Source organism: Marinomonas sp. 63XJN7_7_ISO-PGPR-S23-202, from assembly GCF_056173505.1.
This window is the reverse complement of sequence record NZ_CM149677.1, coordinates 1,577,910-1,601,275: the sequence shown is the minus strand read 5'-3', so window position 1 is coordinate 1,601,275 and position 23,366 is coordinate 1,577,910. Positions and strand designations below refer to the sequence as shown.

34 protein-coding genes are annotated in these 23,366 nt (G+C 41.9%); 1 reads left to right on the top strand and 33 read right to left on the bottom strand.

Annotated elements, in window-relative coordinates; translation table 11 throughout:
* Nucleotides 1-63: 63 nt before the first annotated feature.
* From AC0VYG_RS07380 to AC0VYG_RS07220, 33 genes are all read right to left on the bottom strand, one after another.
* Nucleotides 64-558 (bottom strand): GNAT family N-acetyltransferase, encoded by a 495-nt coding sequence (locus AC0VYG_RS07380; RefSeq protein ID WP_475431674.1) that lies wholly within the window; start codon nt 556-558, stop codon nt 64-66.
* Between the two features lie 140 nt (nt 559-698).
* Nucleotides 699-1,016 (bottom strand): YciI family protein, encoded by a 318-nt coding sequence (locus AC0VYG_RS07375; RefSeq protein ID WP_475431673.1) that lies wholly within the window; start codon nt 1,014-1,016, stop codon nt 699-701.
* Between the two features lie 4 nt (nt 1,017-1,020).
* Nucleotides 1,021-1,518, bottom strand: a complete 498-nt coding sequence (locus AC0VYG_RS07370) for an N-acetyltransferase family protein (RefSeq protein ID WP_475431672.1) — start codon at nt 1,516-1,518, stop codon at nt 1,021-1,023.
* A 59-nt stretch (nt 1,519-1,577) separates the two neighbouring features.
* Nucleotides 1,578-2,165: an HD domain-containing protein gene (locus tag AC0VYG_RS07365; protein ID WP_475431671.1), complete on the bottom strand. Its 588-nt coding sequence runs from the start codon at nt 2,163-2,165 to the stop codon at nt 1,578-1,580.
* A 33-nt stretch (nt 2,166-2,198) separates the two neighbouring features.
* Nucleotides 2,199-2,666: an ASCH domain-containing protein gene (locus AC0VYG_RS07360; protein ID WP_475431670.1), complete on the bottom strand. Its 468-nt coding sequence runs from the start codon at nt 2,664-2,666 to the stop codon at nt 2,199-2,201.
* Between the two features lie 63 nt (nt 2,667-2,729).
* The gene (locus tag AC0VYG_RS07355) at nt 2,730-3,200 is read right to left on the bottom strand and encodes a protein-tyrosine phosphatase family protein (protein WP_475431669.1); all 471 of its coding nucleotides are present in this window, start codon (nt 3,198-3,200) and stop codon (nt 2,730-2,732) included.
* A gap of 88 nt (nt 3,201-3,288) precedes the next feature.
* A complete protein-coding gene (locus AC0VYG_RS07350; RefSeq protein WP_475431668.1) occupies nt 3,289-3,837 on the bottom strand; it encodes a shikimate kinase in 549 nt (182 codons plus the stop codon).
* A gap of 112 nt (nt 3,838-3,949) precedes the next feature.
* Entirely contained in the window at nt 3,950-4,441 is a 492-nt protein-coding gene (locus tag AC0VYG_RS07345) for a GNAT family N-acetyltransferase (RefSeq protein WP_475431667.1), read from the bottom strand.
* A 100-nt stretch (nt 4,442-4,541) separates the two neighbouring features.
* On the bottom strand, nt 4,542-5,051 hold the full coding sequence (locus AC0VYG_RS07340) for a GNAT family N-acetyltransferase (RefSeq protein WP_475431666.1): 510 nt from the start codon (nt 5,049-5,051) through the stop codon (nt 4,542-4,544).
* A gap of 36 nt (nt 5,052-5,087) precedes the next feature.
* Nucleotides 5,088-5,378 carry a YciI family protein gene (locus AC0VYG_RS07335; RefSeq protein WP_475431665.1) on the bottom strand — a complete coding sequence of 97 codons (291 nt, stop codon included), beginning with the start codon at nt 5,376-5,378 and terminating at the stop codon, nt 5,088-5,090.
* Nucleotides 5,379-5,436: 58 nt separating this feature from the next.
* A complete protein-coding gene (locus AC0VYG_RS07330) occupies nt 5,437-5,910 on the bottom strand; it encodes a GNAT family N-acetyltransferase (RefSeq protein ID WP_475431664.1) in 474 nt (157 codons plus the stop codon).
* A gap of 189 nt (nt 5,911-6,099) precedes the next feature.
* On the bottom strand, nt 6,100-6,573 hold the full coding sequence (locus tag AC0VYG_RS07325) for a GNAT family N-acetyltransferase (protein ID WP_475431663.1): 474 nt from the start codon (nt 6,571-6,573) through the stop codon (nt 6,100-6,102).
* Between the two features lie 85 nt (nt 6,574-6,658).
* The gene (locus AC0VYG_RS07320) at nt 6,659-7,234 is read right to left on the bottom strand and encodes a chloramphenicol phosphotransferase CPT family protein (protein ID WP_475431662.1); all 576 of its coding nucleotides are present in this window, start codon (nt 7,232-7,234) and stop codon (nt 6,659-6,661) included.
* A gap of 72 nt (nt 7,235-7,306) precedes the next feature.
* Nucleotides 7,307-7,726: a bleomycin resistance protein gene (locus tag AC0VYG_RS07315; RefSeq protein ID WP_475431661.1), complete on the bottom strand. Its 420-nt coding sequence runs from the start codon at nt 7,724-7,726 to the stop codon at nt 7,307-7,309.
* An 83-nt stretch (nt 7,727-7,809) separates the two neighbouring features.
* On the bottom strand, nt 7,810-8,178 hold the full coding sequence (locus tag AC0VYG_RS07310) for a VOC family protein (RefSeq protein WP_475431660.1): 369 nt from the start codon (nt 8,176-8,178) through the stop codon (nt 7,810-7,812).
* Nucleotides 8,179-8,305: 127 nt separating this feature from the next.
* Nucleotides 8,306-8,857 carry a nucleotidyltransferase family protein gene (locus AC0VYG_RS07305; protein WP_475431659.1) on the bottom strand — a complete coding sequence of 184 codons (552 nt, stop codon included), beginning with the start codon at nt 8,855-8,857 and terminating at the stop codon, nt 8,306-8,308.
* A gap of 214 nt (nt 8,858-9,071) precedes the next feature.
* Nucleotides 9,072-9,767: an aspartate/glutamate racemase family protein gene (locus AC0VYG_RS07300; protein WP_475431658.1), complete on the bottom strand. Its 696-nt coding sequence runs from the start codon at nt 9,765-9,767 to the stop codon at nt 9,072-9,074.
* 70 nt (nt 9,768-9,837) lie between these two features.
* Entirely contained in the window at nt 9,838-10,302 is a 465-nt protein-coding gene (locus AC0VYG_RS07295) for a GNAT family N-acetyltransferase (protein WP_475431657.1), read from the bottom strand.
* 112 nt (nt 10,303-10,414) lie between these two features.
* Nucleotides 10,415-10,771, bottom strand: a complete 357-nt coding sequence (locus AC0VYG_RS07290) for a cupin domain-containing protein (protein ID WP_475432529.1) — start codon at nt 10,769-10,771, stop codon at nt 10,415-10,417.
* 250 nt (nt 10,772-11,021) lie between these two features.
* Complete coding sequence (locus AC0VYG_RS07285) at nt 11,022-11,552, bottom strand: GNAT family N-acetyltransferase (RefSeq protein ID WP_475431656.1); 531 nt, start codon at nt 11,550-11,552, stop codon at nt 11,022-11,024.
* Nucleotides 11,553-11,786: 234 nt separating this feature from the next.
* A complete protein-coding gene (locus AC0VYG_RS07280) occupies nt 11,787-12,200 on the bottom strand; it encodes a TlpA family protein disulfide reductase (RefSeq protein WP_475431655.1) in 414 nt (137 codons plus the stop codon).
* A gap of 394 nt (nt 12,201-12,594) precedes the next feature.
* Nucleotides 12,595-13,101, bottom strand: a complete 507-nt coding sequence (locus AC0VYG_RS07275; RefSeq protein WP_475431654.1) for a P-loop NTPase family protein — start codon at nt 13,099-13,101, stop codon at nt 12,595-12,597.
* Nucleotides 13,102-13,205: 104 nt separating this feature from the next.
* Nucleotides 13,206-13,688, bottom strand: a complete 483-nt coding sequence (locus AC0VYG_RS07270) for a GNAT family N-acetyltransferase (protein ID WP_475431653.1) — start codon at nt 13,686-13,688, stop codon at nt 13,206-13,208.
* A 247-nt stretch (nt 13,689-13,935) separates the two neighbouring features.
* On the bottom strand, nt 13,936-14,430 hold the full coding sequence (locus AC0VYG_RS07265; protein WP_475431652.1) for an RDD family protein: 495 nt from the start codon (nt 14,428-14,430) through the stop codon (nt 13,936-13,938).
* A gap of 147 nt (nt 14,431-14,577) precedes the next feature.
* Nucleotides 14,578-15,015 carry a heme-degrading domain-containing protein gene (locus AC0VYG_RS07260; protein ID WP_475431651.1) on the bottom strand — a complete coding sequence of 146 codons (438 nt, stop codon included), beginning with the start codon at nt 15,013-15,015 and terminating at the stop codon, nt 14,578-14,580.
* A 64-nt stretch (nt 15,016-15,079) separates the two neighbouring features.
* Nucleotides 15,080-15,562, bottom strand: a complete 483-nt coding sequence (locus AC0VYG_RS07255; protein WP_475431650.1) for an N-acetyltransferase family protein — start codon at nt 15,560-15,562, stop codon at nt 15,080-15,082.
* A 128-nt stretch (nt 15,563-15,690) separates the two neighbouring features.
* Nucleotides 15,691-16,152: an N-acetyltransferase family protein gene (locus AC0VYG_RS07250; RefSeq protein ID WP_475431649.1), complete on the bottom strand. Its 462-nt coding sequence runs from the start codon at nt 16,150-16,152 to the stop codon at nt 15,691-15,693.
* Between the two features lie 418 nt (nt 16,153-16,570).
* The gene (locus tag AC0VYG_RS07245; RefSeq protein WP_475431648.1) at nt 16,571-17,107 is read right to left on the bottom strand and encodes a GNAT family N-acetyltransferase; all 537 of its coding nucleotides are present in this window, start codon (nt 17,105-17,107) and stop codon (nt 16,571-16,573) included.
* Nucleotides 17,108-17,146: 39 nt separating this feature from the next.
* A complete protein-coding gene (locus AC0VYG_RS07240; RefSeq protein ID WP_475431647.1) occupies nt 17,147-17,929 on the bottom strand; it encodes a class I SAM-dependent methyltransferase in 783 nt (260 codons plus the stop codon).
* Between the two features lie 122 nt (nt 17,930-18,051).
* Nucleotides 18,052-19,035, bottom strand: coding sequence for an N-acetylmuramoyl-L-alanine amidase-like domain-containing protein (locus tag AC0VYG_RS07235; protein WP_475431646.1), 984 nt, complete (start codon nt 19,033-19,035; stop codon nt 18,052-18,054).
* Nucleotides 19,036-19,283: 248 nt separating this feature from the next.
* Complete coding sequence (locus AC0VYG_RS07230; RefSeq protein ID WP_475431645.1) at nt 19,284-20,177, bottom strand: 5'-nucleotidase, lipoprotein e(P4) family; 894 nt, start codon at nt 20,175-20,177, stop codon at nt 19,284-19,286.
* 142 nt (nt 20,178-20,319) lie between these two features.
* The gene (locus AC0VYG_RS07225) at nt 20,320-21,186 is read right to left on the bottom strand and encodes a TauD/TfdA dioxygenase family protein (protein WP_475431644.1); all 867 of its coding nucleotides are present in this window, start codon (nt 21,184-21,186) and stop codon (nt 20,320-20,322) included.
* Nucleotides 21,187-21,215: 29 nt separating this feature from the next.
* Entirely contained in the window at nt 21,216-21,575 is a 360-nt protein-coding gene (locus AC0VYG_RS07220; protein WP_475431643.1) for a Fis family transcriptional regulator, read from the bottom strand.
* Nucleotides 21,576-21,752: 177 nt separating this feature from the next.
* Here AC0VYG_RS07220 and AC0VYG_RS07215 point away from each other — a divergent pair, with 177 nt between their 5' ends.
* Nucleotides 21,753-23,366, top strand: coding sequence for an NAD(P)/FAD-dependent oxidoreductase (locus tag AC0VYG_RS07215; RefSeq protein WP_475431642.1), 1,614 nt, complete (start codon nt 21,753-21,755; stop codon nt 23,364-23,366).

Sequence of the window (23,366 nt, the reverse complement as noted above, 5' to 3'; positions counted from 1 at the left end):
AGGGAGGCTTCCCTAGACCGGGAGACATGTCATGGGGTATGAATGGAGCCAGCCCATCTTTTGTTATATATGCCCCACAACGCGAGCCATATGGTAGACGTTAACAAAACTACCATTTCTAAACGCATACGCCTTGGACTCACCTTCAATTTCAAAGCCGAACTTCTTGTACAAAGTGATTGCTCGTTCGTTATCCACATAGACGGTTAATTCGATTCGTTTTAAATTGAGCCAGTTGTCCGCTAAATCGATAGCCGTCTTCAGTAAAGCACTGCCCACACCCAAACCTTGGGCATCGTCTTTTACCCCCATACCGAATGTACCGACGTGACGACGTCTCGGGCTAGTGCCTAACTCAAAGCCCAATTCCCCCACGACGTCATCATTTACTAATGCCACATATCGATAAACGTGATCTGGCGTGTTCTGGAAACGTTTTTCCCATGTATCCAAGGAGGGAAACGGTAGTTGTAATGTGCTGGTATAGGCATTTTGACACTCATAAATTCTTTTTACCGCTTTCGCGTCTGACGGCTCTGCTCGCCTTACTTCAATCACCCTAGTTCCTCTTTTCCTAAAAATGCATAATGCCTGCTATAAACAGCCGAATGAAACTGCGCTAAAGGCAGCTATCCCATAGTATCTATGGGGAGCGGAAAAAAACACCCTCAACCTGTCGACTTTCCATGGTGGGCTCCCTAACGCCGCTTTTCTTCTGTCTGAGGGTGATTCGTCAGCCAATTATTACCTGAGTTGGCTTCGATCAGTTCTTTAACCGCCACGGTTTTATAATACCCATGCTGTACGAAAGGATCTTGTTGAATAAGCAGATTCGCCTCTTCTAGGGTATCCGCAATCAGTATTTGAATGGCGGAGTCATCATCCTTAAAAGGGCCACATAAGTGGAGCTTGCCTGATTCATCAAGCCGCTGTAGATGTGCAACATGCTCACCTAGTAACGCTTCGCTAAAAAGGTTTTTATTTTTTCCTGAAAGCAACGCGACAATCTTGCTCATTATTTTATTCTCCTATCGTCACATTTAGCGACTTATACATAATATAACAATCCACATACCCAAGTTTGCCGTGCCGATAGGCCAACGGGATGGTACCGATGATGTTGAAGCCAAGCTTTTTCCATAACGCCACAGCGATGTCGTTGGTCGAAACCACAGAGTTAAACTGCATTGCCTCAAACCCCAATTCCATTGCGATGCGTTGGGAATGCTCGCAAAGCTGGCGAGCAATGCCTTTTCCTCGCGCCTTTGAGTCAACCATGTAACCACAGTTACAAATATGATCGCTTGGTCCCATGCCATTAGGCTTGATGTAATAGGAGCCTAAAATTTGCTCACCCTCGACGAACACAAAGGTTTTCAATGGCAATTCACACCATAATCCATAGGCCTCTTCTAGGGTCATATTTGGGTCAAAAGCATACGTTTCTTGAGCCTGAATGACCGATTTGAAACATGGCCAGAATGACTCAAAATCCAACCTCGTCATTTCTCTGATCATCCTGTTTTCTCCTAGCAATCTAATCTTGCCACAAACCTCTAAAAAGCTTTGGCTATCATTTATAACGCTTTATTAAGAATGCCTTGCTCGAAGGCTTCTTCCAATTGCTTTCTAATGACATGCCATAGCTCAGTACTGCCCAGCCCAATCCGAGCGTTAAGGCCCAATATTTTTTCTTGAGATATATCATGAGCTCGCCAACTATGGCCATTTCCATGCAGGTTATGCAGCAATGGTGGGACACGATCTATCGCTTTGGCATAACGAGCATCGGGTGTTTCGCCTGCTTCAAATTCGTTCCAAAGCGCCAAAAACTCAACACTCATTCCTTCAGGTAACATAGCAAACAAGCGAGCAACACCCGCAGCCTCTGCTGATTTCAATTCCGCTGTTTCGCTCGAATAAATGATCGTGTCTCCCGCATCAATTTCACCAATATCATGAATCAATAGCATCTTAATAACACGATCAATATTAATCGCCTCATTCGCATAGTCTTTAAGCATAAGAGCCGACATACACACATGCCAACTATGCTCAGCCGAGTTTTCAAAACGCTCCAAACCAACGGGCATCGTCTTTCGCAGTACATTTTTTAGTTTTTCGATTTCAATAATAAAACTAAGAACTTTTTCGATGTCTTCCATTCAACTCTCCACACGTTTGACGCTTATCTTCTGTTAGTGGTAAACGACCTTAAAGCGTTCTAAAACCAGCAGCATATCGTCCTTTGGTTCGATACCTAACGCTTCGCACTCTAGTGAGAAAAACGTCCAATGGGCCTCTCGCCACCATGCCAATGTTTTGTCACCTTCCCCTTCCGATTCCGCAAATTCTGGCGTCACTTCGTTGTACTGACACTTAGAAACGGATGTGATTTCTATGATGCACACAGGATCGCCTTGCCAGTTCGTCACAACCTGAAGATGACCCACTACTGGCATGGGCTCTCCCTTGTGGCTATACCAATAATCCATGCTACAGGATGCTCGTTTCTCACCACGCAGAATTAAATCCGCACAGATATTGGCATTGTGCTCGTCTGAGCAAAAGTAATCGGCACTAAAAGAGGTGTATTTTTCAGCAAGGTCACGGGGTAAAGAGCTAAGATATTCTTCTAAAAATACTTGATGTCTCTTTTCCATCATTATTTCAACTCCATACTCTCTAATTTGGTCAAAGGTCATCTGCCACTATTTACGACCAATTTGTTAGGCATTTTTTAGCGCCGTCAGAACAGAGACCGAAAATTCATCCCACTTCGGCGCGCTAAAAGCAATGTCTCGTACGCTTTTGATCGCTTCAATCGCTTGATTAACCTCATAGCCTTTCGACTTAATAAGATAAGCGGCTAACGCTAAGCCGGTTCGATCTTTACCTGATCGACAATGAACAAGCACGATACCACGTTTTTTATGGTGATCTATAAAATTGATAATACGAGGCAAAGACGTCAAACAAAGCTCAACATCCCCCTCTTTGGCGGGCGCGTTACTCGACAATGGTATATGTCCATAAGACATCCCCAATGCGGTTAACCTTGAAACGTGAACCATCTCTCCGTCGTTTACCGAGAGAATGGCAGCGATATTCTGCCGCTTCAGCGCTTCTAGATCCCACATCTGTTTGTCGGGACCACTCCTGCCAGCGACAGACTCTTCTATGAAAAATAAATGTTCCATGAATTCTCTTCCTTCGCTCGCCCCATAACAACAACATCAAAGTGCAAACAGCTTGTTAAATAGGGCCGTTAGTTATTTCTCCAAGAATTTATGAAGTGCCTTGTGGTATGCGCAGCCCATCTACAAACTGCTTAGCCTTTTTGGGGCTTCTAATACGAACGAATTTGATATGACCATACTTAGGATCATTGATCATTTCTGCGTAGCGAATACGATTCTTTTTGTACGTTTTCAGTGTCCACAAAATAATAGAATCCTTACTGAAGAACACCTTACTAAACGTTTCGACATTTCCGGTTTTGTCCCACAATTCTTGTTTGGACACCGAGCGAAGGAACGCCCGCTTTACAGCTTGATAAAGCGTTCGAGTAAACGAATAGTCAACCCATAGGACAGTATCAACATTTGCCCATTTGATCGGAGCGGTTCTATGGTAGTTACCGTCTAAAACCCATGTTTCTTGAAGAAGTTGATGTTCAAGCTTGGCAAAGAATTCCTCATCGGTAGATTCCTGCCAGTCTGGCTTCCAGAACATAGCGTCCATTTCAAGATATGGGTAACCTAATTTCGTTGCTAACTTACGACCCACGGTGGATTTGCCACTCCCACTGGTACCCACAATGTTAATTCTCTTCATAACTCCTACCGGAAAAGTTTGAATGATTGAATAATACAAAACTTAGCTACGAGTGCATTCGTTAACGTGGAATCAGGCAAAAACTATACTATTTTTCATTTACTAATATTCATCAACGAGCCAATTGATAACGCAAGACATGACACGATTCTTCATCATCGTAGAATGTATTTAAATACTGCCCACCGCACTTTTCTATCACCTTTTTTGATGCCGCATTATCTATGTCACATATAAGAATGGCACTGTGTTCGATGACATTATGCTTCACCCAGTTAAGCATAATAGACGCGATGCCTTTCCCCCTAGCCTCAGGTAGGGTCTCATAGCCAATATGTCCAATGACATTTTCGATGCAATCATTGTCGCCGTGACGAACACGTATCGCGCCGAGTATATTTCCAGAATCAATACAGAAGTACATAGATATTGGAGGCCATCCAGCGGGCAGTTCTTTGCCCTCAGCATAAGCTAACCACTTTTTGAAATACGCATCCACATCAGCTTGTGCATCTGCGTATAACGCAAGCCCATCATCACAACACTTTGCCGCGTAAACTTCAAAAGCTGCTAGATGGCTAAGATTCGCTTTGATAACCTTCATACCTATCATGTACACCTAATGATAACAACACGCTAGAGACGTCCTGAGAAAACAGTGTCTCTGTTCACAGACGAATCTAAGCATTCCACACTACAATCGGTTATATCTTGCTCGCTTCAATACTATAGTTTTTTAAGCCTTGGCAATGATACAAATCTACGTTTTCTTCAACTTTCATACCAAGCTTTTTAATGATGGCGATTGATGCCAAGTTCTCAGGCATTGATACACCGTAAATCTTAGTATGCTCTGTATTGTTAAATACCCAACTAAGCAATTCCTTTGCGGCTTCAGTGACGTAACCCTTTCCTTCAAAACGCTTGGAAATACCATAGCGAATATCGACACAGTCAGGATTAGGGGAAAATTCAGCACCAACAAAGCCAAGCTTAACGTTCGGGTTTTCTTTTAAACACACAATAAAAGTGCCGAAATCATTGAGAACCCAATGCTTGATTCGGTTAGCAAGGTATTCTTTTTGTTTCTCAATGAGATAAGGCGCTTCATTGGGAAGAAACTTTGTTTGTTCTGGGCTAGAAAGGATCTCACTGATAATATCGAAGTCCTCTGGATCTGGTTTTCTAAGCAGCAATCGAGACGTTTCAATCAAACCATGGCTCCTGTGCGTAATATTTTTGTTAAATGCCTAAAGCACAACCTCTCTTTCACCAGCTTTACCCCAAACTAAAATGTCATATTCTCTTAGTTGAGGAACAAAATAAGGATCATTCTGTACCAATTCCTCAGCTCGCTTAAATGACTCAACCTCTAATATCCATAGACTACCGACGAAATCCGAACCAGGTTTATTCCTTAAACCACCTCCAATTAAAATCTCAGAGCTATTCATATCCAGATATTCAAAATGTGCACTCTCATTTAATTTCCGATGCTCCATCATTTCAGGTTTATCTTTATATATTACGACTAATCTCATACTCACTCCTTGGAACTTAGCTCCCAACTAAGGGACTGACAACACCAAGCGATTAAAATTACTCTTGAACGCTTTGTGAATAGTACTTTTCCAAATAGCGCCATTTTGTTCTAACCTTTTCGGTGACGTTGAGTTGAAACTCATAACCAAGATCATTCTCTCTAGTCACGACAAAACCCAGACGGCGATGGAAATTAACGGATAATTCATTGTTTCTAAGTACGTTGCTGACCAGCACATCCACTTGGTTCGACTTAACAAAGCTTGCTAGCTGCGAAAATAGTGACGTAAAGACAACCTTATTTCTGTGTTCTGGATGCACGACAAACATAGAAATAAACCAGGTTGAAGACTCAAGATTCCTTAACATGAAGTAACCCTGAAGCTGTTGCCCTTTTCGAGTTTCAAATAACAGACCATCTGTTGCTGCTTTGGTAAGGGATTCTAAGTAAGCCGACTTATCTAGCGGCTTACCGGCGTCTTCGGATACCTTGTTTAAGGTAAGCACATCCAACTGAAAATATTCGTTCATATAACCCCATACAATTAACACCAAGCTAAACGGCAAAAGTTAGCCAATCGAACAAAGGCAGCATTGTTTCGAATAAACAGTTCGTCACAAGACGCTTGATATTGTTCGGCACTGTAAAATCTCATATTTCCTCTGAAGGCATAACTCTCGAAATAATTGACTCAGCGAAGCGGCATCCTGCTCATCGCCTTATTGGGTACGAAGTTGGTAATGCCAAAAGCCGAAGCCCAAGCCATACTCTGGCGCCGTTGTCGATACTCTTAGGAACCCATTCTTCTCGTAGAATCTATGGTTACGTTTCGCGTAGTCTGGCGTTTCTAAGTCCCAGATCTCTACTTCTGGATATAGGCTTCTTATCTCTCGAAGCATCCAACTTCCAATTCCCTTGTGCATAAAACTCGGAGACACCTGCATGCCATGAATAATCGCATGAGTGCCATCTAGGTCGATTATAATTGAGCCACAAAGCTGCTCTTCTAGGCAGCAAATGTAATAAAGCTTCTCGTCCATCCACTTTTTGTGAACTGCGGTATTATCATGACCTAGCGGCCCACCTGACTTCACCGAAAGTGGCTTGAAGCGCTCGTCGTCGATGAACGCCGCCTTGGCGAGTTCCGTGGCTGCATCAATGTCATCAGATTGGATGCGCTTAAGTATCAACATGTGTATTCAACTCCCAATGCCCAATTCAATAATGAGCAACACATAAACCAAACCACTGCAAACCCTGAATACTAAGCATGGTGAATCAGCTTGGGTTATTTGTGATGTGCATTGCTATCGTTCGAGCACATTCATGCGCAGAATTCGCTGTTGTTGAAACGTTAAGATCATACTTTACACCGTAATGAACTCTTTCTGCTTGTTCTTGAGCCGAGCCTTGAATTCGATCGCTACGGTGCTTCTCACGCTCAATGAGTACATCAAGGCCGCACTCGACACCAACATAGAGAGTATTTGTCTCTCCCAATACGTCGTTCCATACCTCTTGCTCTAACTTACCATTCATAATGTCGTCAACGATCACTTTAAAACCCGAATCAGCTAGGTTCTTTACAGTAGAATGGTAGGCATTGTTTATTCTTCTACCATATTCCCCACTCTGGATTCTTTGCACGTTAGATCCATTAACGCTCTCTGTTCTAAAATAGAAGCCATCTGAGGCTTTATCTGGAATAGTAAGTTGATTCGCCTTCTGAGGCATCATAGCGATAAAAGTATCGATACCAATATGAAGATAGTTTTCAAGCAACATACCTTGCAGTTCTCTCGCGATGGAACTCTTTCCAGAACTACTCGCACCATTCAGAATGATTACATCCACGTCTCGATTTTCCTCCAAGCACATCACACCCTAAATAATCGGCAATCAAAGAGAGCATAGTTGATTGGTTTGTTATGCACTGTCCTGTCGCTCACCCAAATACTGAGAAAACCTGAGCAAATATCCGCTAGGATCTTGCACAAGAAACTCCTTGAATCCACTAAATTCGTTACCCGTTTTATACCAAGATTCTTTTATATCGCGATACAATTTAAAATTCGCCTTGCTAAGTTTCTCAACTAAAATGTCAGCGTTTGCACACTCGATCTGAAAATTAAGACCTGCTCCAAGTGGATAATTTAACTCACCTATATTCCAGCCTGCTGAGTGATATTCCTCGATCATCAAATGAGCGTCATCGAGTTTAAGATAAGCAAAGTTAGGATTCGATCGTCGGTTTTCCACTTCAAAGCCCAAGACCTCGGTATAGAAATAGAATGATGCGTCAAAATCTAAAACGGTTAATTCTGGCACAAGTTTAGGCCATTCCATCAAGAGCTCCTTTGGTACAGTGCAAAGCAAAACGGCAAAAGATAAAAATATTCAGCACCATAAGAGTGAACGATGGCAACTTGCTATGGGTTTGACCGATACTCCCTACTGGATATAGAAATCGGATTTTTATCAGGATCTTTTGCATTAGCAAATTCATAACCATTCGCTTGATGCGTACTACCAAAAACCAAACCACGCTCGGCACTTTTAGCCTTAAACTCTTCGACGTTTCTAACGCTAAAAACGAGTTTTACAGTCGCTTGACCCAACTTTACGCTCTTGCCTGCTTGATGAATAAGCATGGTCGTGCCATTGGGCTCTGACGTCAGTTCTATCAAGCCTTCGATGATTTCACCAGATGTTTTGAAACCAAAATGCTCCTTATAAAAAGCAGCCGTTCGGCTCATGTCTTTTGCGTAAATTATGATGGTATTCAGAAGTGCGTTCATATAACCCCTGCGTATAAAGCCGCGTTAAGGGATGAGCAACATACCACCCCAGCTAACTCATTGTGCCGTAAACACTAAAGCCGATTCAAACTAAAAATACCCAACGTTGAGAATTCGTCCTAAATGACTACCAATCCTCAATGTGAAGGTCGGGCCACCTTTCTTTAAAACTAAGATTCATGGCATCGTAATTTGCCTTACTCATCGCTAATTTATTGGGCCTAATTCTCATATCAGCTTGGTCTTCTAGTCCAAACGGCGCGAACACATCAATGTCGTTCCAGATAAGACGAATACCCACCGCAAAACAAGGAATCCACATGCGGATGCCATCTTCGGCTTCTCTTAGAGGTTCAATGTCATTGCCGAATTTGCTTCCATACCACTTATGAACATTGGCTTGATTTTTAACATCTACAGGTATGGAGAATGACTTCCTTTTTTCAATATCTTTTTCAATGTCCGACTCGGAAACGCTTTGTGCAGTATCGAAATAAACAACATCAAAATCTTTAACTTTGTATAGTGGAGGATGGCCCAGCTTTCGGTTCCACAAACACTGAGTTACCGATCCTCCAGCGATGTAATGATTGGGAAGGTTAAGATCTTTTAAAATTCCCAGCAGTTCCATAATGTCAGGAACCTGTTTTAACGTTTCAATCAGGTAAGCTTTATTCATAGCCATTAACACCTTACTAAAGTGTGAAGCACTCAAGCATGCAATTCACACAGAGACCACCGCATACTAAAAACGACATGCTGAACCACGCTTAAAGCAATTTGTTATATCCGTGCTTCAGATATCAAAGAAACCGACTTATATACGAAGTCCAGCCTTGAACTGAAAATGCCAAGTGTTATCAATCACTCTTAAATACTTTGTTAGAGCAATGCTAATTGAGTGCCCTTTCCACTATTTCACGACAATGAATCTCTGTTGTTGAAAATAACGGAACCCCTTTGTGTTCCGAATCAGTCAGCAAAGATGGAATTTCAGTACAGCCTAAGATCACACCTTGTACACCTTTATCAATCAAACCTTCAATGACCGACAAGAAGCCATGCTTTGTTTCAACACTGAACTCATTTAATACCAGCTCTGATAGTATTTTTTGATGAATGTATTCTCTTGAAGCTAGCTCAGGTACAACGGACTCAATACCAGCCGCCTGAAGTATTCTTTTATAGAAGTCAGTCTCCATTGTTTTTTGTACGCCAATGAGACCAACGCAGTCTAAGCCCATATTTTGGATCACTTTCGCTGTAGCATCTCTGATATCGACGATTTCAATATCATAGGTAGCCTTTATAGCAGGTATAAAACGATGTAAGCCATTTGCACACAAAGCGACTAGTTCAGCACCACCCGAGACAAGTACACCAACAGCATCAACTATCATTTGCTCACACAGTTTTTCAGTTGGATCTTTACCTTGGTTGTCAAGAAACAACCCCTCATCTAGGCTTTCAAGAAGGACATGGGCACTACTATAGGCTCCAAGCTTTTGGCGTGTGATAACATTTATGAGTTTGTAATATTCGAGCGTTGATACCCAACCTAACCCTCCAACTAGACCTACTTTTTTCACCCTACTTTCCCCTTATACCCTTTCAATCAGGTAAGCTTTATTCATAGCCATTAACACCTTTGTCACTTTGTTAGCTAAGCTTTTCCATCACAAAGTTTTTTAGCTTTTGTCCTCTCACTTCCATCTCTTGCTCTTGAACAACCTTAAAACCAAAGTGTTCATAAAATGGACGCGCTGTGATGCTAACCTCAGAATAAAAGCGTTTCACTTTTCGTTGCTGACCAACACGGAATACATGATTCATCAGTGCCTTACCGACACCTTGCCCCTGATACTGATGATGGCAAAAGAAATGATCAATAAACCCATTAGGTTGTAAATCCGTATATCCCACAATCACATCATTCATTACAGCGACGAAAGGGTTAAGCCCTAGCATGCGCTTTCCCCAACTTGACGTATCAAAAACGTCTGGCGCCCAGGCTTCAACCTGTACTTTTGAATAATCACGGATATTGATATTATGAACGGTATGAAAATGAATATTCCAAAGCGCTTCGGCATCTTCTTCTTGATAATGTCGAATTGTTATCAATGTATTATCTCCTTGGTTTAGCAAACATTACTTGCATGATAAACGTCGTCATGAAGGTGAAGCCGTAATGGAAAAACAACGCGCTGGTAGGCCTTTGTCTTGTTATACGGTTTTAATGTTCACCATCAAAATAGTCAACCTCATCGCTAACTCTAGACATATGACTAAAGCTTCGATTTCCTTGCTTCCCCACCATGGTTAAAACCTTATTGGAATCTGGATATTCGCAGACATCAACTGGCTCGCTGGTACTAACGCATAGCACTTTTAACGGTTTGCTGCCTGAGTTTATAATTTGATGAGCTACCTCGGCGCCACCAGGAGGACAAGCAATGATATCGTCTTGTTTAATTTGATACGAAGATTCGCCAAATCTCAATGTACCTTCACCGCTTAGCACAAGAAACATTTCTTCGTTTACGCGATGATTATGAAACGGGTAAGCCTTAAACCCTGGCTGTAAAACGATAACGTTGTAACCAAGCTTTTGAGCTCCGATTTTATGACTGATCGGAAAGCACTCTTCTTTAAATGCGCCATCATCATTTCATTGAAAGTCAGCATCGCTAGAGATATTAAGAGACGGTTTATTGTTATCCATGTTTTCGTCTCGGTTACTGGTGGTATAACACCGCATTAAACGGCGTGGAATAGCTAACTACAAAGTGAGAGAAACAAACGAGCTTGATACAACGATACACATCCGTTGAAACACCTTCTTATAAGCCTGTTTTCGCATATACCGCCGTGCTGCTTATTTTTCCTGATGGAAGCCTACGGTCATTACGTAAAATCCCTTCGAACGTGTAACCACAACGCTCTGCCACCGCTAGACTTTTTGTATTTTCTACAGCGGCTTTGATTTCTACCCTATTCGCTTGGAGTTCGATAAAAGCATAAGCCTCTAAGGCTTTAACGGCTTCGGTTATGAAGCCACGACCGACACACGAGCTACGCAACCAATACCCAATTTCAAAAAAGGGTATGGCTTTATCTCGGATGATTAAGCCAATAGCGCCTAGAAAACGCTCTGTTTCTTTTTCGATGATTAAATAACGCAATTCACCTTCGAAATTCTCAAAGTTACGAATAGCCTGCTTTGTATTGTCAATCGATTCAGCATCCGTCAAAGAATGTGGAACCCAAGGTAGGTAAACACCAAGCTCATGCTGACTTTCCTTTATTGCCTCAAGCATCAAAGGCTGAAGTGCCAAAGAAGGAGGTAGTAATTTTAGTCTTTCTGTTTCCATATATAGGTATCCAAGTAAGGCTTACACCATTGCTAATGGGCGCAAATGCTTGGCAAACATTAGCGACGAAGGAGCACAAGCCAAGCGTTTTGCGTCCTTTTGAGCGACTTGTATGTGTTTTAAATACCGAGCCTAGTTTTGTGGTAGCCCCAGTGTCAGGATAGTTGTCGCCTCATTTACTAAGTGCATAGCGCCTGCGTACAACAACCTATTATCTGAATTTAGGTGTGACGATTACGATTCAGATATTATTTGAATAAACTTTCTAGCTAACTCTGATAACGCCTCTTCAGTGATAATCTCAACGTTATTTTGATCAGCCACATTTCCATGGTTAATTAACACCGTTCTTGGATAGCCGTGTCCGCCAAATTGAGTGGTGATTTGTTCATGTTCGGCACTAATAAAATCTCCCTTTAGTAATTGGACATTAACTTGAAGTACATCTATTCCATGAGAGTTCATTGTCTGAGCAAAGCTACCGATATGTGGTTTTTGCCTTTCTGTGCAATCTGGACACCACGCTGTTACTAGATTCACAACAAAAGTGTCACCCATAGCCATGCGACGATTAACGTCAACGTGGTCTACTATTTGAAGAAGGCTAGCTGACTGCATTTTGTCATTAGAACTAAGCTCTATTCCCATATTTATTTTGCTCTCTCAATTGTTAGAAACATAACGAGTTGAAAAATACATAGCGCTACATTTGATATTTTCAATCGGTCTGCGCTCATCTAGTGTTGAACGTTTAAGTAAGCTCCGGCCAACACTTACCTGCTCATGCGTCAATAATTTCCATGTCGTAACTAGCAATACATAATTGTTTTGCCGCAGCTCGAAATACGGAATCCATAGCGTTGTAATCTGCCTTTTTTGCTTTACGAATCATCTCAGAATTCCTTCCTTACAGAACATAACGCTTTGCTAAGGTGTGATGCATACAATGACTAAGCAGACGCATTGCATTTCAACACCGAAACCACCGTATACAAAAAAATGCCACGCCAACTAAATCACGTTTAAGCAATTCGTTATATTTTTACCTACCAACCGCCCCCAACTCAACTTTTATCTGAGCAACAAGATCGTCCAGATTTATTACTTGGCTAAGTACAACACCTTTTTGCTGATCCAGCGATTGCAAAATTATTGGTCTTGCTAGGGTGGGAAACATCCAAATTAGTTTAATCAGCCTGAGGATGACTCTGATCTCAGGACAATTAGAGGGAAGCTCTGGGCGAGATCTAAACAAGTAAGGCAAGTGACGTTTAAAACAACGGAGCAAACAAACATGCCTTGGCACATCAAGAAAGATGACATAATCTGCTGTCTCCCGAACCGATTTTGACACACCTTGAATAATCCAGTGGTGTTGATTAACTAACTTTTGCTCACCTAAAGTTCGCTCCTCTTTTGAAGCTGCAACCCATCCTTCTTTCCAAACGACACTATCCAAGCTATTGACGGGTATATTGAGAGCTTGGCCTAAATGCTTAGCCAACGTCGTTTTCCCAGAACCTGCATTCCCTGTGATGTGTAGTCTCATATTTTCTCAAAAAATATAATGGCACATTAAGGCGTGACAGGTGTATGCCACCATTTGAGTAAAGCGAAAACGGCACGCGTCTGGAATGGCCCTTAAACACTATGTTATAGGGATGTTGCAAATAGACTTAGTGCATCACCTTCAAAACGGTAATACTCTTTTTCTTTGATTAAACTTGCCCCTATAGATTGATAGAACTTACCTGCCGATGGGTTTGTACTTTCTGCTGTCCAATCTAAACGCTGACAATGGTTTGAGAGTGCAATAGAAGCTAGGTGCCTCATTAACTCAAGTCCCACCCCTCGACCACGATAAGAAGACGACACAAACAAGTCTTTCATATACATTTGGCCCGATAGTTTAGGGGCTGGATACATAACAGTGTATGATGCAAAACCTATGATTTTATCGTTATCATATGCTGCCACTATTTTTACACCAGAATGCTCTGAAAAAACTTGCTGGGTTAAGTAACTAGCTAACTCATTTTCTGAAGCAGCTTCATCACCAAAATAGTACCGTTCAAGTTCAACAAAAATTGGAAGTAACTCAAGACAATGATCTTTACTAATTAACTCTAATTCCACTGATTACCCTTATATCTACAATGCTCTAATAATGTTCAGCCAACTCGCAGCTCGTTGTATTAAAATGACGAAGCCAGCGCATGAGCAGCAAGCGGTGACTGTCCCGATTGAGCTTTTTATTATGTGAATGTTTTCTCGTATACTTAGATTTCAAGAATAACCGCATACTTCGTAAAACTGACTAGCATTTGAAGTGTCGCACTTATTATCTGAATTTAGATGTTCCGTCCAAGCACGGCCTTCTGACTTAGATTTTAATAACTTTTGTTCCTGCAAAATAATCATGCAGACATTTTTTTTGCTTACCAAAGATAAATACAACATTCATTAAGTTAAGCCAGTCTCCTGCAACAGGTATCATTGGAAGTAAAAAAAACACTAAATATCTATTAAATAATTGTTTTATCGTTACTAAATTTCCATCTAAATTAACTAACCTGATACCTAATATTTTTTTCCCAACTGTTTGCCCGTTATTAACAAGGCCACGGCCATTAATCAGAAAAAATACAACTATACCTACTAATCCAAGGGCTATGCTATATGACAATGATAGTTCCCTTCCTTCATAAATCCTATCAAGTCCACCACTAAAATATATTACAGGAGTAGCAACAACTGTAGATAAAATAGCATCTAAAACGGCAGCACAAAGCCTCTGCCATCTAGTTGCAAGCTTATTAGACTCATCGTTTATCTCCACAGAATCAGATTTCGAAGTCTTTGAAATATCCTTATTCATAAAGAACCTTTTAATGTATTAAAACTCGATTATTTAAAAACTAACACCTTCAATATACTTACGAACAATCATGTTTAGACTTTATATCTAACGCTTAAAACATAGACGTAGAATTTTTCATATCCCACGCCTTGCACTTATTAATATCTAAAGAGCTGGCTTGAGATAGTAGTCTAAAGCCGACACAATTAAATCATGATCTTCAACATCCGATAATCCAGAGACAGTTATTATTGCAACAATACCAGCATTTTTGACCTTTATAGGTATCGCCCCACCTTTCGCAACATAGTCTTTTACGTCTAGTCCAAAAGTATCAGATAGGCTCATATTTCCATTTGCTAGATCATCTTTTACGGACAAAGAGCTTTCTTCAAATCTCATGGCAACATTAGCCTTTCTTCTTAACCAATCATGTTTATCTGCAGATAAGCTATCAGCAATGTATTTAAAAACGTTGTGATTTAGTCGATCAATGGAAACAGCGATTGAATGACCATTTAAGCTTGCTTGTTCAATAATTTTAAGCCCCATATCAAGAGCGATACGGTTGCTAAACTCTTCTAACTGAATATCCCGAACCATTCAATTACTCCCTCACATTCACGCTCTGCTAAGCGAAAACGTATTATCTGAATTTAGGTATACCTTAGCTATTTGCAAAACGTTCAAGAGCGTGTCCAGTTAAACGATAACCAACCCATTCATCCTGAGATTTTGCACCAATTGATTGATAGAAATTTATAGCGGGTTCATTCCAATCAAGCACACTCCACTCGAAGCGCCCGCATTGCTTAGAAAGCGCGATGTTTGCTAAATGTTTTAAGAGAGCCTTACCAGCCCCGATACTTCTGTGCTCAGGAGAAACGTATAAATCCTCAAGGTAAAGGCCATTCTTACCAAGCCACGTTGAGTAATTGAAAAAATAAACAGCAAAACCAACAGGTTCGTTATTTACACTGCAAATTATTGCATTAGTCGTTGAGCCCTGACCAAACAATGAGTTTTTTATATCGAACTCAGTAGCAACCACTTCATGCTCTGCTTTTTCATAACGAGCAAGCTCTTTAACAAATCTTAAAATCAAAGCGGAATCTTCAATCACTGCTTCTTTAATATCTATAACTGACACTTAATACTCCAATTTACTGTGGCACATAACGCTCGAAATAACTTCTAACAAATGACTTGCATAAATTCCTATACGTTACGTTTGACATTAGCGGCTCAATGGAAGGATTAGACCGCTGTTCTCAGTGCTCAAAGTTCATGCGAAAAGACCATGAAGCCTGCGTCCTTTGCGATCTTTTCATACAGCGCTCGCCCAGCCACATTTGTTGTCTGTGTTGACCAATAGACGCGACTACTTTGCGCGGCACTCGCTGCGGCATAAACCGATTGGATGAGAAGTCGGCCGACGCCGCGTCCGCGATACTGCTCCAACGTAAAAAGATCTTGTAAATAACACACGTCGTTAAGGCGTGTAGTACTGCGATGGAACAGGTAGTGAGCGATGCCCACAACGCGCCCTTCGTCTTCCGCCACAAAAGCATAAACAGGTTCGCTTGCGTTGAAAAAGCGCTCCCATGTTGCCTCTGTGATCTGTTCTGGAAGAGCCGTCGAACCACTGCGGCCATAGAACGCATTGTAGCCATCCCAGAGTGGCCGCCAGTCAGCGTAGTCTTGGCGAGTGATGGAGCGGATATTGAACAATTGGGTCATGACGTATTGGTGTCCTGCATCCTAATATTTTAATAGTTCGCATGCACGTTTAGACAATATAAAAGCCTTTCAATCTCCTTATAAACATCTGAATAATAAGCGTTTTATAAGAATATTAATGAAAGCTAAAACGGGGAAAACAAGCATGCACGTTACTTCATCTTTTTTAGGAAAGTACACCCCGTTATTTCCTAAAAAAGAGCGAGCTGTAAATTCTTATTCATTGATACTAAAACGCTTTTTCACTTTCTACCAGTGAAAAACAAGCAATTTTCAGATACGATCTGAATTCAAAAGGATCTCGCTGATAATGTCGAAGTCTTCTGTATCTGGTTTTCTAAGCAGCAGTCGAGACGTTTCAATCAAAGTATAACTCCTATACAAAATATTTTTGTCTAAGGTGTTACTCTTAAACACTTTATTTACGGCGTGCTTGCCATTCTGAACGCAATACACCATATTTGACCGAATCATAATACTTGCCTTGATAGTAGCGAACCTTACGTAGTCGACCTTCTTGCTGAAAACCGAGTTTCAGTGCTAAAGACATCATTCGAGGATTACCAGACCATGTCGTCATCCCCACTCGCTCAATATCTTTCGTTTGAAAGAGATACGAGACCCATAAGGGAACCGCGATCGCAGCAATGCCCTTTCCCCAATCATTCGAATCATAAATAACAATTCCCGCTTCAAGCCAACGCGTTTCCTCACATTCCCAGTAGCAGTTCACGGTTCCAACTGGAATATCATTCACGGTAATTAACTGTAAATCTAACCCATTCAATAACCTTTGAAAGGACGTTTTTTCAAACTGGTCTAGGGATGGATGGGAATAGGGAAAATACGGCGCATTAAATTGAGTCCATTCGTCATGCTTTGTTATCAGCGAAAAAATAAACGTCAGTTCATCCTCTCTAGCAGGCCTGATACCGACAGAAACGTCACTCTTCATACTGAACCTATCCACTTGTTATGGGCTTACGGCTAATGGTTATGAACTAATCTTTTTATAAGCGACTATGTGTGATAGAAACAGTAATGAATACCTTTCGTTATACCTAACTTTATACTCAATTTCTTTTTCAGACAGTTTTACCCATCCATGATCAAAGTAATCATTAATATCATCAACAGCCTCATTTTCATCTTTTAAATGCTTTTTGTTCCATTGGTAGGAACAAGATACAAACAAGATGCCATTTAAAACCGTCGCTTCTTTTAATGCATCAACTAAGGTTTTAGGGGACTCACATTGGTCTAGAACATTTAAGCAAATTGCTAAATCAAACTGTTCTTCAAGCATTCCACGAGAAAAAGGACGCTCCAATAGAGTAAAGTTTACGTGTTCACAGCGAGCGGCAATTGATGAAGTATCAAAACTAAACTGTCCTAACGCCTTCAAGCTTTTAATGTAGGGAAATTCGCACTTAACACCGTCAATAAGTATGCGCTTAAAATTCGATAACAATCGATTTGATGGCTCGACAACCGTAATGGAATGAATGCTTGGAAAGCATTGAATGAGCTCATAACAATTTCGACCAAGGGCGGGACCGACTTCTAAAATCCCCGTCGGCGATGCGTTTTCATTGCCGACAACATCTGCAATAAAGTGGGATACTTTTTTCGAGTGTTCAGACTCTATAAACGAATCAGGAACAGACTTAGACTGACTTTCTAATGGCTCGGTAACACCACTTTCTCGAAGTTTATCTAACCATTGCATCTCAAAGTAAGCGGCTAACCCTTTTTGATCCAAGTAAAAATCATCCAAAATATCCGTCCTTCTAATCAAGCTGTGCTTATCGGAGGAGGCATAACGCCTTGCTATGTGACAATAAAATAACCGAATTTACGAAGCACAGTGCTATCCCATCGAATTAAATATCCACGGATTTAAGAATTTGCCTTTAATACGGCCACATTAAAGCCTTTTAATGTAGGGCTGTTTCGGTAGTGGAATAAGTATCGTACAAAGTTTTGATCCACCACTTTGCCTTTACTTTCACTGGCATTACGTAGGTAGAGTTTTCCTTCTTTACGTACCAAAATGGCTTGATGGGAGACGTTCATGTTGGTGCCAATCACTTTTTTTAAATTCCAGTTAGGACGAATCATGCTGATGATGCTTCCTGTGGGAATTTTTTTCAGTATCGCAAGGTTAACTTTACTGCCGACTACCTGACCTGAGTTGTTTTTCACCGGGACGAATAAAGCCGTTAGAGGGACGTAGTCTATTTTGGCAATTTGTGGTTTAAGACTATCCCCTGCGTGATGAAGGGCATGCAGGAACAACCGTTTCTGAGCGTCATTAGCAGACGTTAATTGTAAGTTGTCCATGGTCATGTGCTGATACCATGATTTTTTATTAATGACGGCTCTGGCTTCTTTGGTTTGTTTTCCTGCTATTTTTTTGGTGATGTCAGTCAGGATATTACGATTATTGGGAAACCAATCGGCACTTGGAAAATGATTTCTTTTCACAAAGGCAACATCACCGTCCTTGTAGCGTATATTGTCTAGGTTGGTTAAAAAGTCACTCGGACTATTGGATAACGCCCCCGCTAAAACGGTTTCCACAAAGGTAGTACAATCGAACTCGTCAAAGCGATAAAGCGGATCTTGATCAAATAACCCCTCGCTGCCTTCGCCCAACGCCCCATTGGCATACGGCACACCAAGCAGGATGGAGCTTAAACGGGTGATTCTATCGACTAGGGGTAAAGATTCGCTATTATTGACCTGAATGGTGGTAAAGAATGTCGCTTCACGACGCGTAAAGCCGTCTTTTGGCTGTGTGGGGTTCGCGTTGGCCTGACTGATTCCCAACAACATGGCTACGACAAGCCAGCCCGTTAACATCATCGTTTTTACGGTCACTCATTACTCCTAAACACGTCAATAAATCAATTTATTAAGATTATCGTAAATAACCTATTAATGGGGATACCTTTACACTTTACCTCTTTTTCATTATTTGTTTTTGCACACTCGCTTTACCATGTATCTGGTATAAGCCATCTACATAAAAAAACGACTTAACAACTTCACATCAAGAAGCCATTAAGCCGTTTTTCATTGTGTCACTCTGTGGCATTTAAAAACAGCCTTAGAGGTTAAACGAAGCCTTATTCACCTTTAGGGTGCCAAGCGTGCAAATGCGCTTTACGCATTTTGTCTTTCTCTGCTGCAGAAGCGCCCCAGTCATTGTTGTAGACTTTGCCTTCCCAATCACCATAGGTTGGGTTAGGAAGCATAATAAATTTAGTGCCAAATAAATCCTTATCTTTTTTAACCGCTGCATAGGTTTGCTGTAGCGTTTTGGTTTTAAAGTCTTTGGAGAAGTCATTTAAGTTATCCCCCATCAACAAAGCAACATCGTAGTGTTTTTCAACTTCTAGACGACGCGGCTCTTTGTTACTGGTAGTAGTGCGTAGTAACACATGCGAATTGGTTACTTGTGGGAAGCCTAATTTACGCAAATTTTTCATGGTAGCAGCACGGCCACTTTCTTTGCGGTTGGTAATGTAAAAGACACCCACCCCTTTTTTCGCGGCGTATTGTAAAAAGGCAACTGAACCAGGAATGGCTTTGGCTTCTGCTGCATTCATCCATTGTCCCCAAGTTTTACTTGAGTAACTTTGATTTTTACCAATTAACCAAGACTCGTAAGCACTGTTGTCTAAAATGGTTTCATCCGCATCCACGATGACGGCGACTTTTTTCTTACCTTTATGATGGGCAAGGTAGTTATCTAACTGCATTTTCGCGAGGTTAAACGCTTGGTAAGCTAAGGCTTTATATTCACCTGATGCTTGTACCCACAAGTTCGCCATCACCAACTGTTCATTTAAATCTTTGGTGTCGTAACTTGCTTCATGAGGCATGGGTGATTCAGCTATTTGTGCATTTAACGCTTTGGTATCGCTACTGGTTTCATTTGCCCAACTAGGCAGCGCCATACAGCTGCCTATCACTAACGCGGTGGAAACAACAAAAGAACGAAGTTTTAAAGTCTGCATTGCTTAACTCCCATGGTTCATCCTACAAAGCCATCGAAAAATGGACTGTTTCATAAAAAATGCTCACACAATGTGAACATATGCGTCACAATATACCCCCAACCTCATTTTAGTTCGAGTGGAAAGTGTTTTAAAAGCGACGTTAATAAACGGTTTTGAGATAATCACAATCCCCTTGCACCGTCACACGATGCAGCCTTCTCGGCTGATCGTCATAATCTGTCACGGCGAAATGCTGAGTGACTCTATTATCCCAAATGGCCACTGAACCCGCTTGCCACTGAAAGCGGACATGAAACTCAGGCTGACGCGCGATGGCAAAGAGCCGCTCTAACAAAGCTTGGCTTTCTACGTCGCTCAAATCAGCAATTGAGCGAGTGAATTGCTCATTAATAAACAGAACGTCTTCATAGGTTTCTGGATGACGAGTCACCATAGGACGAACAATCGGAGGGTAAGCTTGAGATTTTTGCGCCACTCGGCTGTTACCCGCCTCGTCTATGTCGTCGTAGCGGCTGCCGGCAAAGGCATGTAATCCATGAATGGCTTGCATTGAGCGAAGCTTGTTTTGTTCGTCTTTTGCTAAGCTGGCAAACACCGCCGACATATTGCACCAAATGGTATCGCCCCCTTTGGGCGGAACGTACTGAGCATGCAAGATAGAGCATTTAGGAGGAGTTTTCTGCCAAGTCATGTCCGTATGCCAAAAACTCTCACCTGGTGGGTTTCCACGAGAGGTTTCGATGATGACGACTTGATCAAACTCCACTAAATGAGGGAAAAAAGGATGGGCTGGCTCTAACTCACCAAAGCGTTTACCGAGGGCTAAATGCGCTTCTGGCGACAGTTTTTGATCACGAAAGAATATGACTTTGTAGCGTAAAAACGCCTGATAAAGCTGGTCAAAAACCGTGTAGTTCAACTCAGCCAAGTTAACGCCCTCAATGAGAGCTCCCAGCGAATCCGCTAACGGCATGATGGTGAGTTTGTTATCAGTCGAATCCATCATAGTGACCTTTGTCTCAAAACCGGGTTACTTTAATGCAGCGAAGACAGCCGCTTAAAGCGTTCTTCCCATTTGCCATCGTGCACACGTTGACACGTTTCTTCACTATCAAAAAATACATGGGAGTGAATGTTTTTTATCTTAATATTCACAGCGCTTAACTTTGCTTGAATGTGATCGTAAAAGAAGACATCTTTTTGTGCATCTAAAGCTTGCTTTAGCTCATCGTCCGTTTCAAATACACAAACGATTTTTAACGATTGTGGGAACGCATCGTAATTGACCAAGTGCGTCAACCATACAAAGCCCTTAATCGTACCCAAGGATTCATCACAAACGGCCGTTAACGCCTCTCTTAGGATCTTCTCAATTTTCTTATCCGATTTTTTCATTTCAACATATACCACAAACCAAGAGTTAAGAGTGTAACCGCTAAAATATGACTGACAAGTCTACTGGCCTCATTCTATCCGTGATAAATGAGACAAGTTTTACCAGCTTTTTCCTCCGAAATATCGTATCATCCGCGCTATTTACTTTCGTTCACTCTTTAGACTTTGATACCTCTTATGATACGACTTTCGAATATCCAATTACCGCTGGACCACAACGAAGCGGCACTGGAAAACGCGATTTTATCGACCCTCAATATCGGTGCAGAACAACTCATCCGCTTTAATATTTTCCGTCGTGGTTACGACGCTCGGAAAAAAACACGCATCTTGCTGATTTATACCCTAGATGTGGAAACCAGTTGTAACGAGGCACTATTAAGCCAGTTTGCTGACCATCAGCAAGTCAAAGAGACGCCGGATTTAGAGTATCATCCGGTCGCACAAGCACCTGCGACACTAACAGAGCGTCCTATTGTTATCGGTTTTGGTCCTTGTGGCTTGTTAGCCGCCTTGGTGTTAGCACAAATGGGCTACAAGCCAATCGTTCTAGAACGTGGTAAAGAAGTACGAGAGCGCACGAAAGACACTTTTGGGTTCTGGCGTAAGAAGATTTTGAATACTGAATCCAACGTCCAGTTTGGTGAAGGGGGCGCGGGAACCTTCTCCGATGGCAAACTCTATAGCCAAGTCAAAGACCCGAAACAATACAGCCGTAAAGTCCTTAACGAATTTGTGGCCGCCGGGGCACCAGACGAAATTCTTTACGTCAGTAAACCACACATTGGCACATTTAAATTGGTCGCCATGGTGGAAAAAATGCGCGCTCAGATTTTGGAGCTAGGCGGTGAAATTCGCTTCAGTTCCCGGGTGGAGGATTTACACATTGAAAACGATCGAATTACTGGCGTCACTCTAGCAAATGGCGAACAACTGCATTCTAAGCACATTGCCATCGCCATTGGTCACAGTGCGCGTGATACCTTTGAAATGCTTCACAATAAGGGCGTTTACATCGAAGCCAAGCCCTTCTCCGTGGGCTTTCGTATTGAGCATGAACAATCAACCATCGACAAAGCCCGCTTTGGTCCGAATGCAGGTAATGAGATCCTTGGGGCGGCCGATTACAAATTGGTTCATCACTGTAAAAATGGTCGTTCCGTTTACAGTTTCTGCATGTGCCCTGGCGGAACCGTCGTTGCCGCCACATCGGAAGAAAATCGCGTGGTCACTAATGGCATGAGTCAGTATTCTCGTAACGAACGTAACGCCAACAGTGCCATTGTCGTCGGCATCGACCCTTCGGATTACCCTGGAGGCCCCTTGGCAGGCATTGAATTCCAGCGCAAATTAGAAAGCCTTGCTTACGAACTTGGCGGCAGCAATTACGATGCACCAGCCCAAACCGTCGGGGCATTTTTAAGAAATGAAACGCCAAAAAAACTCGGCTCAGTCACTCCTTCTTTTAAGCCAGGTATCAAGCTCACGAACCTTGCTGACGCCCTACCTGACTTTTGTATCGAAGCAATTCGTGAGGCAATTCCCGCTTTCAACAAGAAGATTCGTGGTTTTGCCCTAGATGATGCCCTGCTCACAGGGGTAGAAACACGCACCTCTGCGCCAATTAATATCAAACGCGACCCTGATACCTTAGAAAGCATCAACATCAAAGGCTTATACCCTGCGGGTGAAGGGGCAGGCTACGCGGGCGGCATCATGTCGGCCGCCATTGATGGCATTAAAATCGCCGAAGCCATGGCATTGAGCATCAATAAGACAACAACCGGTTAA

Bases quoted from the DNA above. Each gene is read 5' to 3' on its own strand.
- AC0VYG_RS07375 (WP_475431673.1), bottom strand. From the start codon at position 1,016: ATGAGCAAGATTGTCGCGTTGCTTTCAGGAAAAAATAAAAACCTTTTT.
- AC0VYG_RS07370 (WP_475431672.1), bottom strand. From the start codon at position 1,518: ATGATCAGAGAAATGACGAGGTTGGATTTTGAGTCATTCTGGCCATGT.
- AC0VYG_RS07365 (WP_475431671.1), bottom strand. From the start codon at position 2,165: ATGGAAGACATCGAAAAAGTTCTTAGTTTTATTATTGAAATCGAAAAA.
- AC0VYG_RS07360 (WP_475431670.1), bottom strand. From the start codon at position 2,666: ATGATGGAAAAGAGACATCAAGTATTTTTAGAAGAATATCTTAGCTCT.
- AC0VYG_RS07355 (WP_475431669.1), bottom strand. From the start codon at position 3,200: ATGGAACATTTATTTTTCATAGAAGAGTCTGTCGCTGGCAGGAGTGGT.
- AC0VYG_RS07350 (WP_475431668.1), bottom strand. From the start codon at position 3,837: ATGAAGAGAATTAACATTGTGGGTACCAGTGGGAGTGGCAAATCCACC.
- AC0VYG_RS07345 (WP_475431667.1), bottom strand. From the start codon at position 4,441: ATGAAGGTTATCAAAGCGAATCTTAGCCATCTAGCAGCTTTTGAAGTT.
- AC0VYG_RS07335 (WP_475431665.1), bottom strand. From the start codon at position 5,378: ATGAGATTAGTCGTAATATATAAAGATAAACCTGAAATGATGGAGCAT.
- AC0VYG_RS07330 (WP_475431664.1), bottom strand. From the start codon at position 5,910: ATGAACGAATATTTTCAGTTGGATGTGCTTACCTTAAACAAGGTATCC.
- AC0VYG_RS07325 (WP_475431663.1), bottom strand. From the start codon at position 6,573: ATGTTGATACTTAAGCGCATCCAATCTGATGACATTGATGCAGCCACG.
- AC0VYG_RS07315 (WP_475431661.1), bottom strand. From the start codon at position 7,726: ATGGAATGGCCTAAACTTGTGCCAGAATTAACCGTTTTAGATTTTGAC.
- AC0VYG_RS07310 (WP_475431660.1), bottom strand. From the start codon at position 8,178: ATGAACGCACTTCTGAATACCATCATAATTTACGCAAAAGACATGAGC.
- AC0VYG_RS07305 (WP_475431659.1), bottom strand. From the start codon at position 8,857: ATGAATAAAGCTTACCTGATTGAAACGTTAAAACAGGTTCCTGACATT.
- AC0VYG_RS07285 (WP_475431656.1), bottom strand. From the start codon at position 11,552: ATGGAAACAGAAAGACTAAAATTACTACCTCCTTCTTTGGCACTTCAG.
- AC0VYG_RS07280 (WP_475431655.1), bottom strand. From the start codon at position 12,200: ATGGGAATAGAGCTTAGTTCTAATGACAAAATGCAGTCAGCTAGCCTT.
- AC0VYG_RS07275 (WP_475431654.1), bottom strand. From the start codon at position 13,101: ATGAGACTACACATCACAGGGAATGCAGGTTCTGGGAAAACGACGTTG.
- AC0VYG_RS07265 (WP_475431652.1), bottom strand. From the start codon at position 14,430: ATGAATAAGGATATTTCAAAGACTTCGAAATCTGATTCTGTGGAGATA.
- AC0VYG_RS07260 (WP_475431651.1), bottom strand. From the start codon at position 15,015: ATGGTTCGGGATATTCAGTTAGAAGAGTTTAGCAACCGTATCGCTCTT.
- AC0VYG_RS07250 (WP_475431649.1), bottom strand. From the start codon at position 16,152: ATGACCCAATTGTTCAATATCCGCTCCATCACTCGCCAAGACTACGCT.
- AC0VYG_RS07245 (WP_475431648.1), bottom strand. From the start codon at position 17,107: ATGAAGAGTGACGTTTCTGTCGGTATCAGGCCTGCTAGAGAGGATGAA.
- AC0VYG_RS07230 (WP_475431645.1), bottom strand. From the start codon at position 20,177: ATGCAGACTTTAAAACTTCGTTCTTTTGTTGTTTCCACCGCGTTAGTG.
- AC0VYG_RS07225 (WP_475431644.1), bottom strand. From the start codon at position 21,186: ATGATGGATTCGACTGATAACAAACTCACCATCATGCCGTTAGCGGAT.
- AC0VYG_RS07220 (WP_475431643.1), bottom strand. From the start codon at position 21,575: ATGAAAAAATCGGATAAGAAAATTGAGAAGATCCTAAGAGAGGCGTTA.
- AC0VYG_RS07215 (WP_475431642.1), top strand. From the start codon at position 21,753: ATGATACGACTTTCGAATATCCAATTACCGCTGGACCACAACGAAGCG.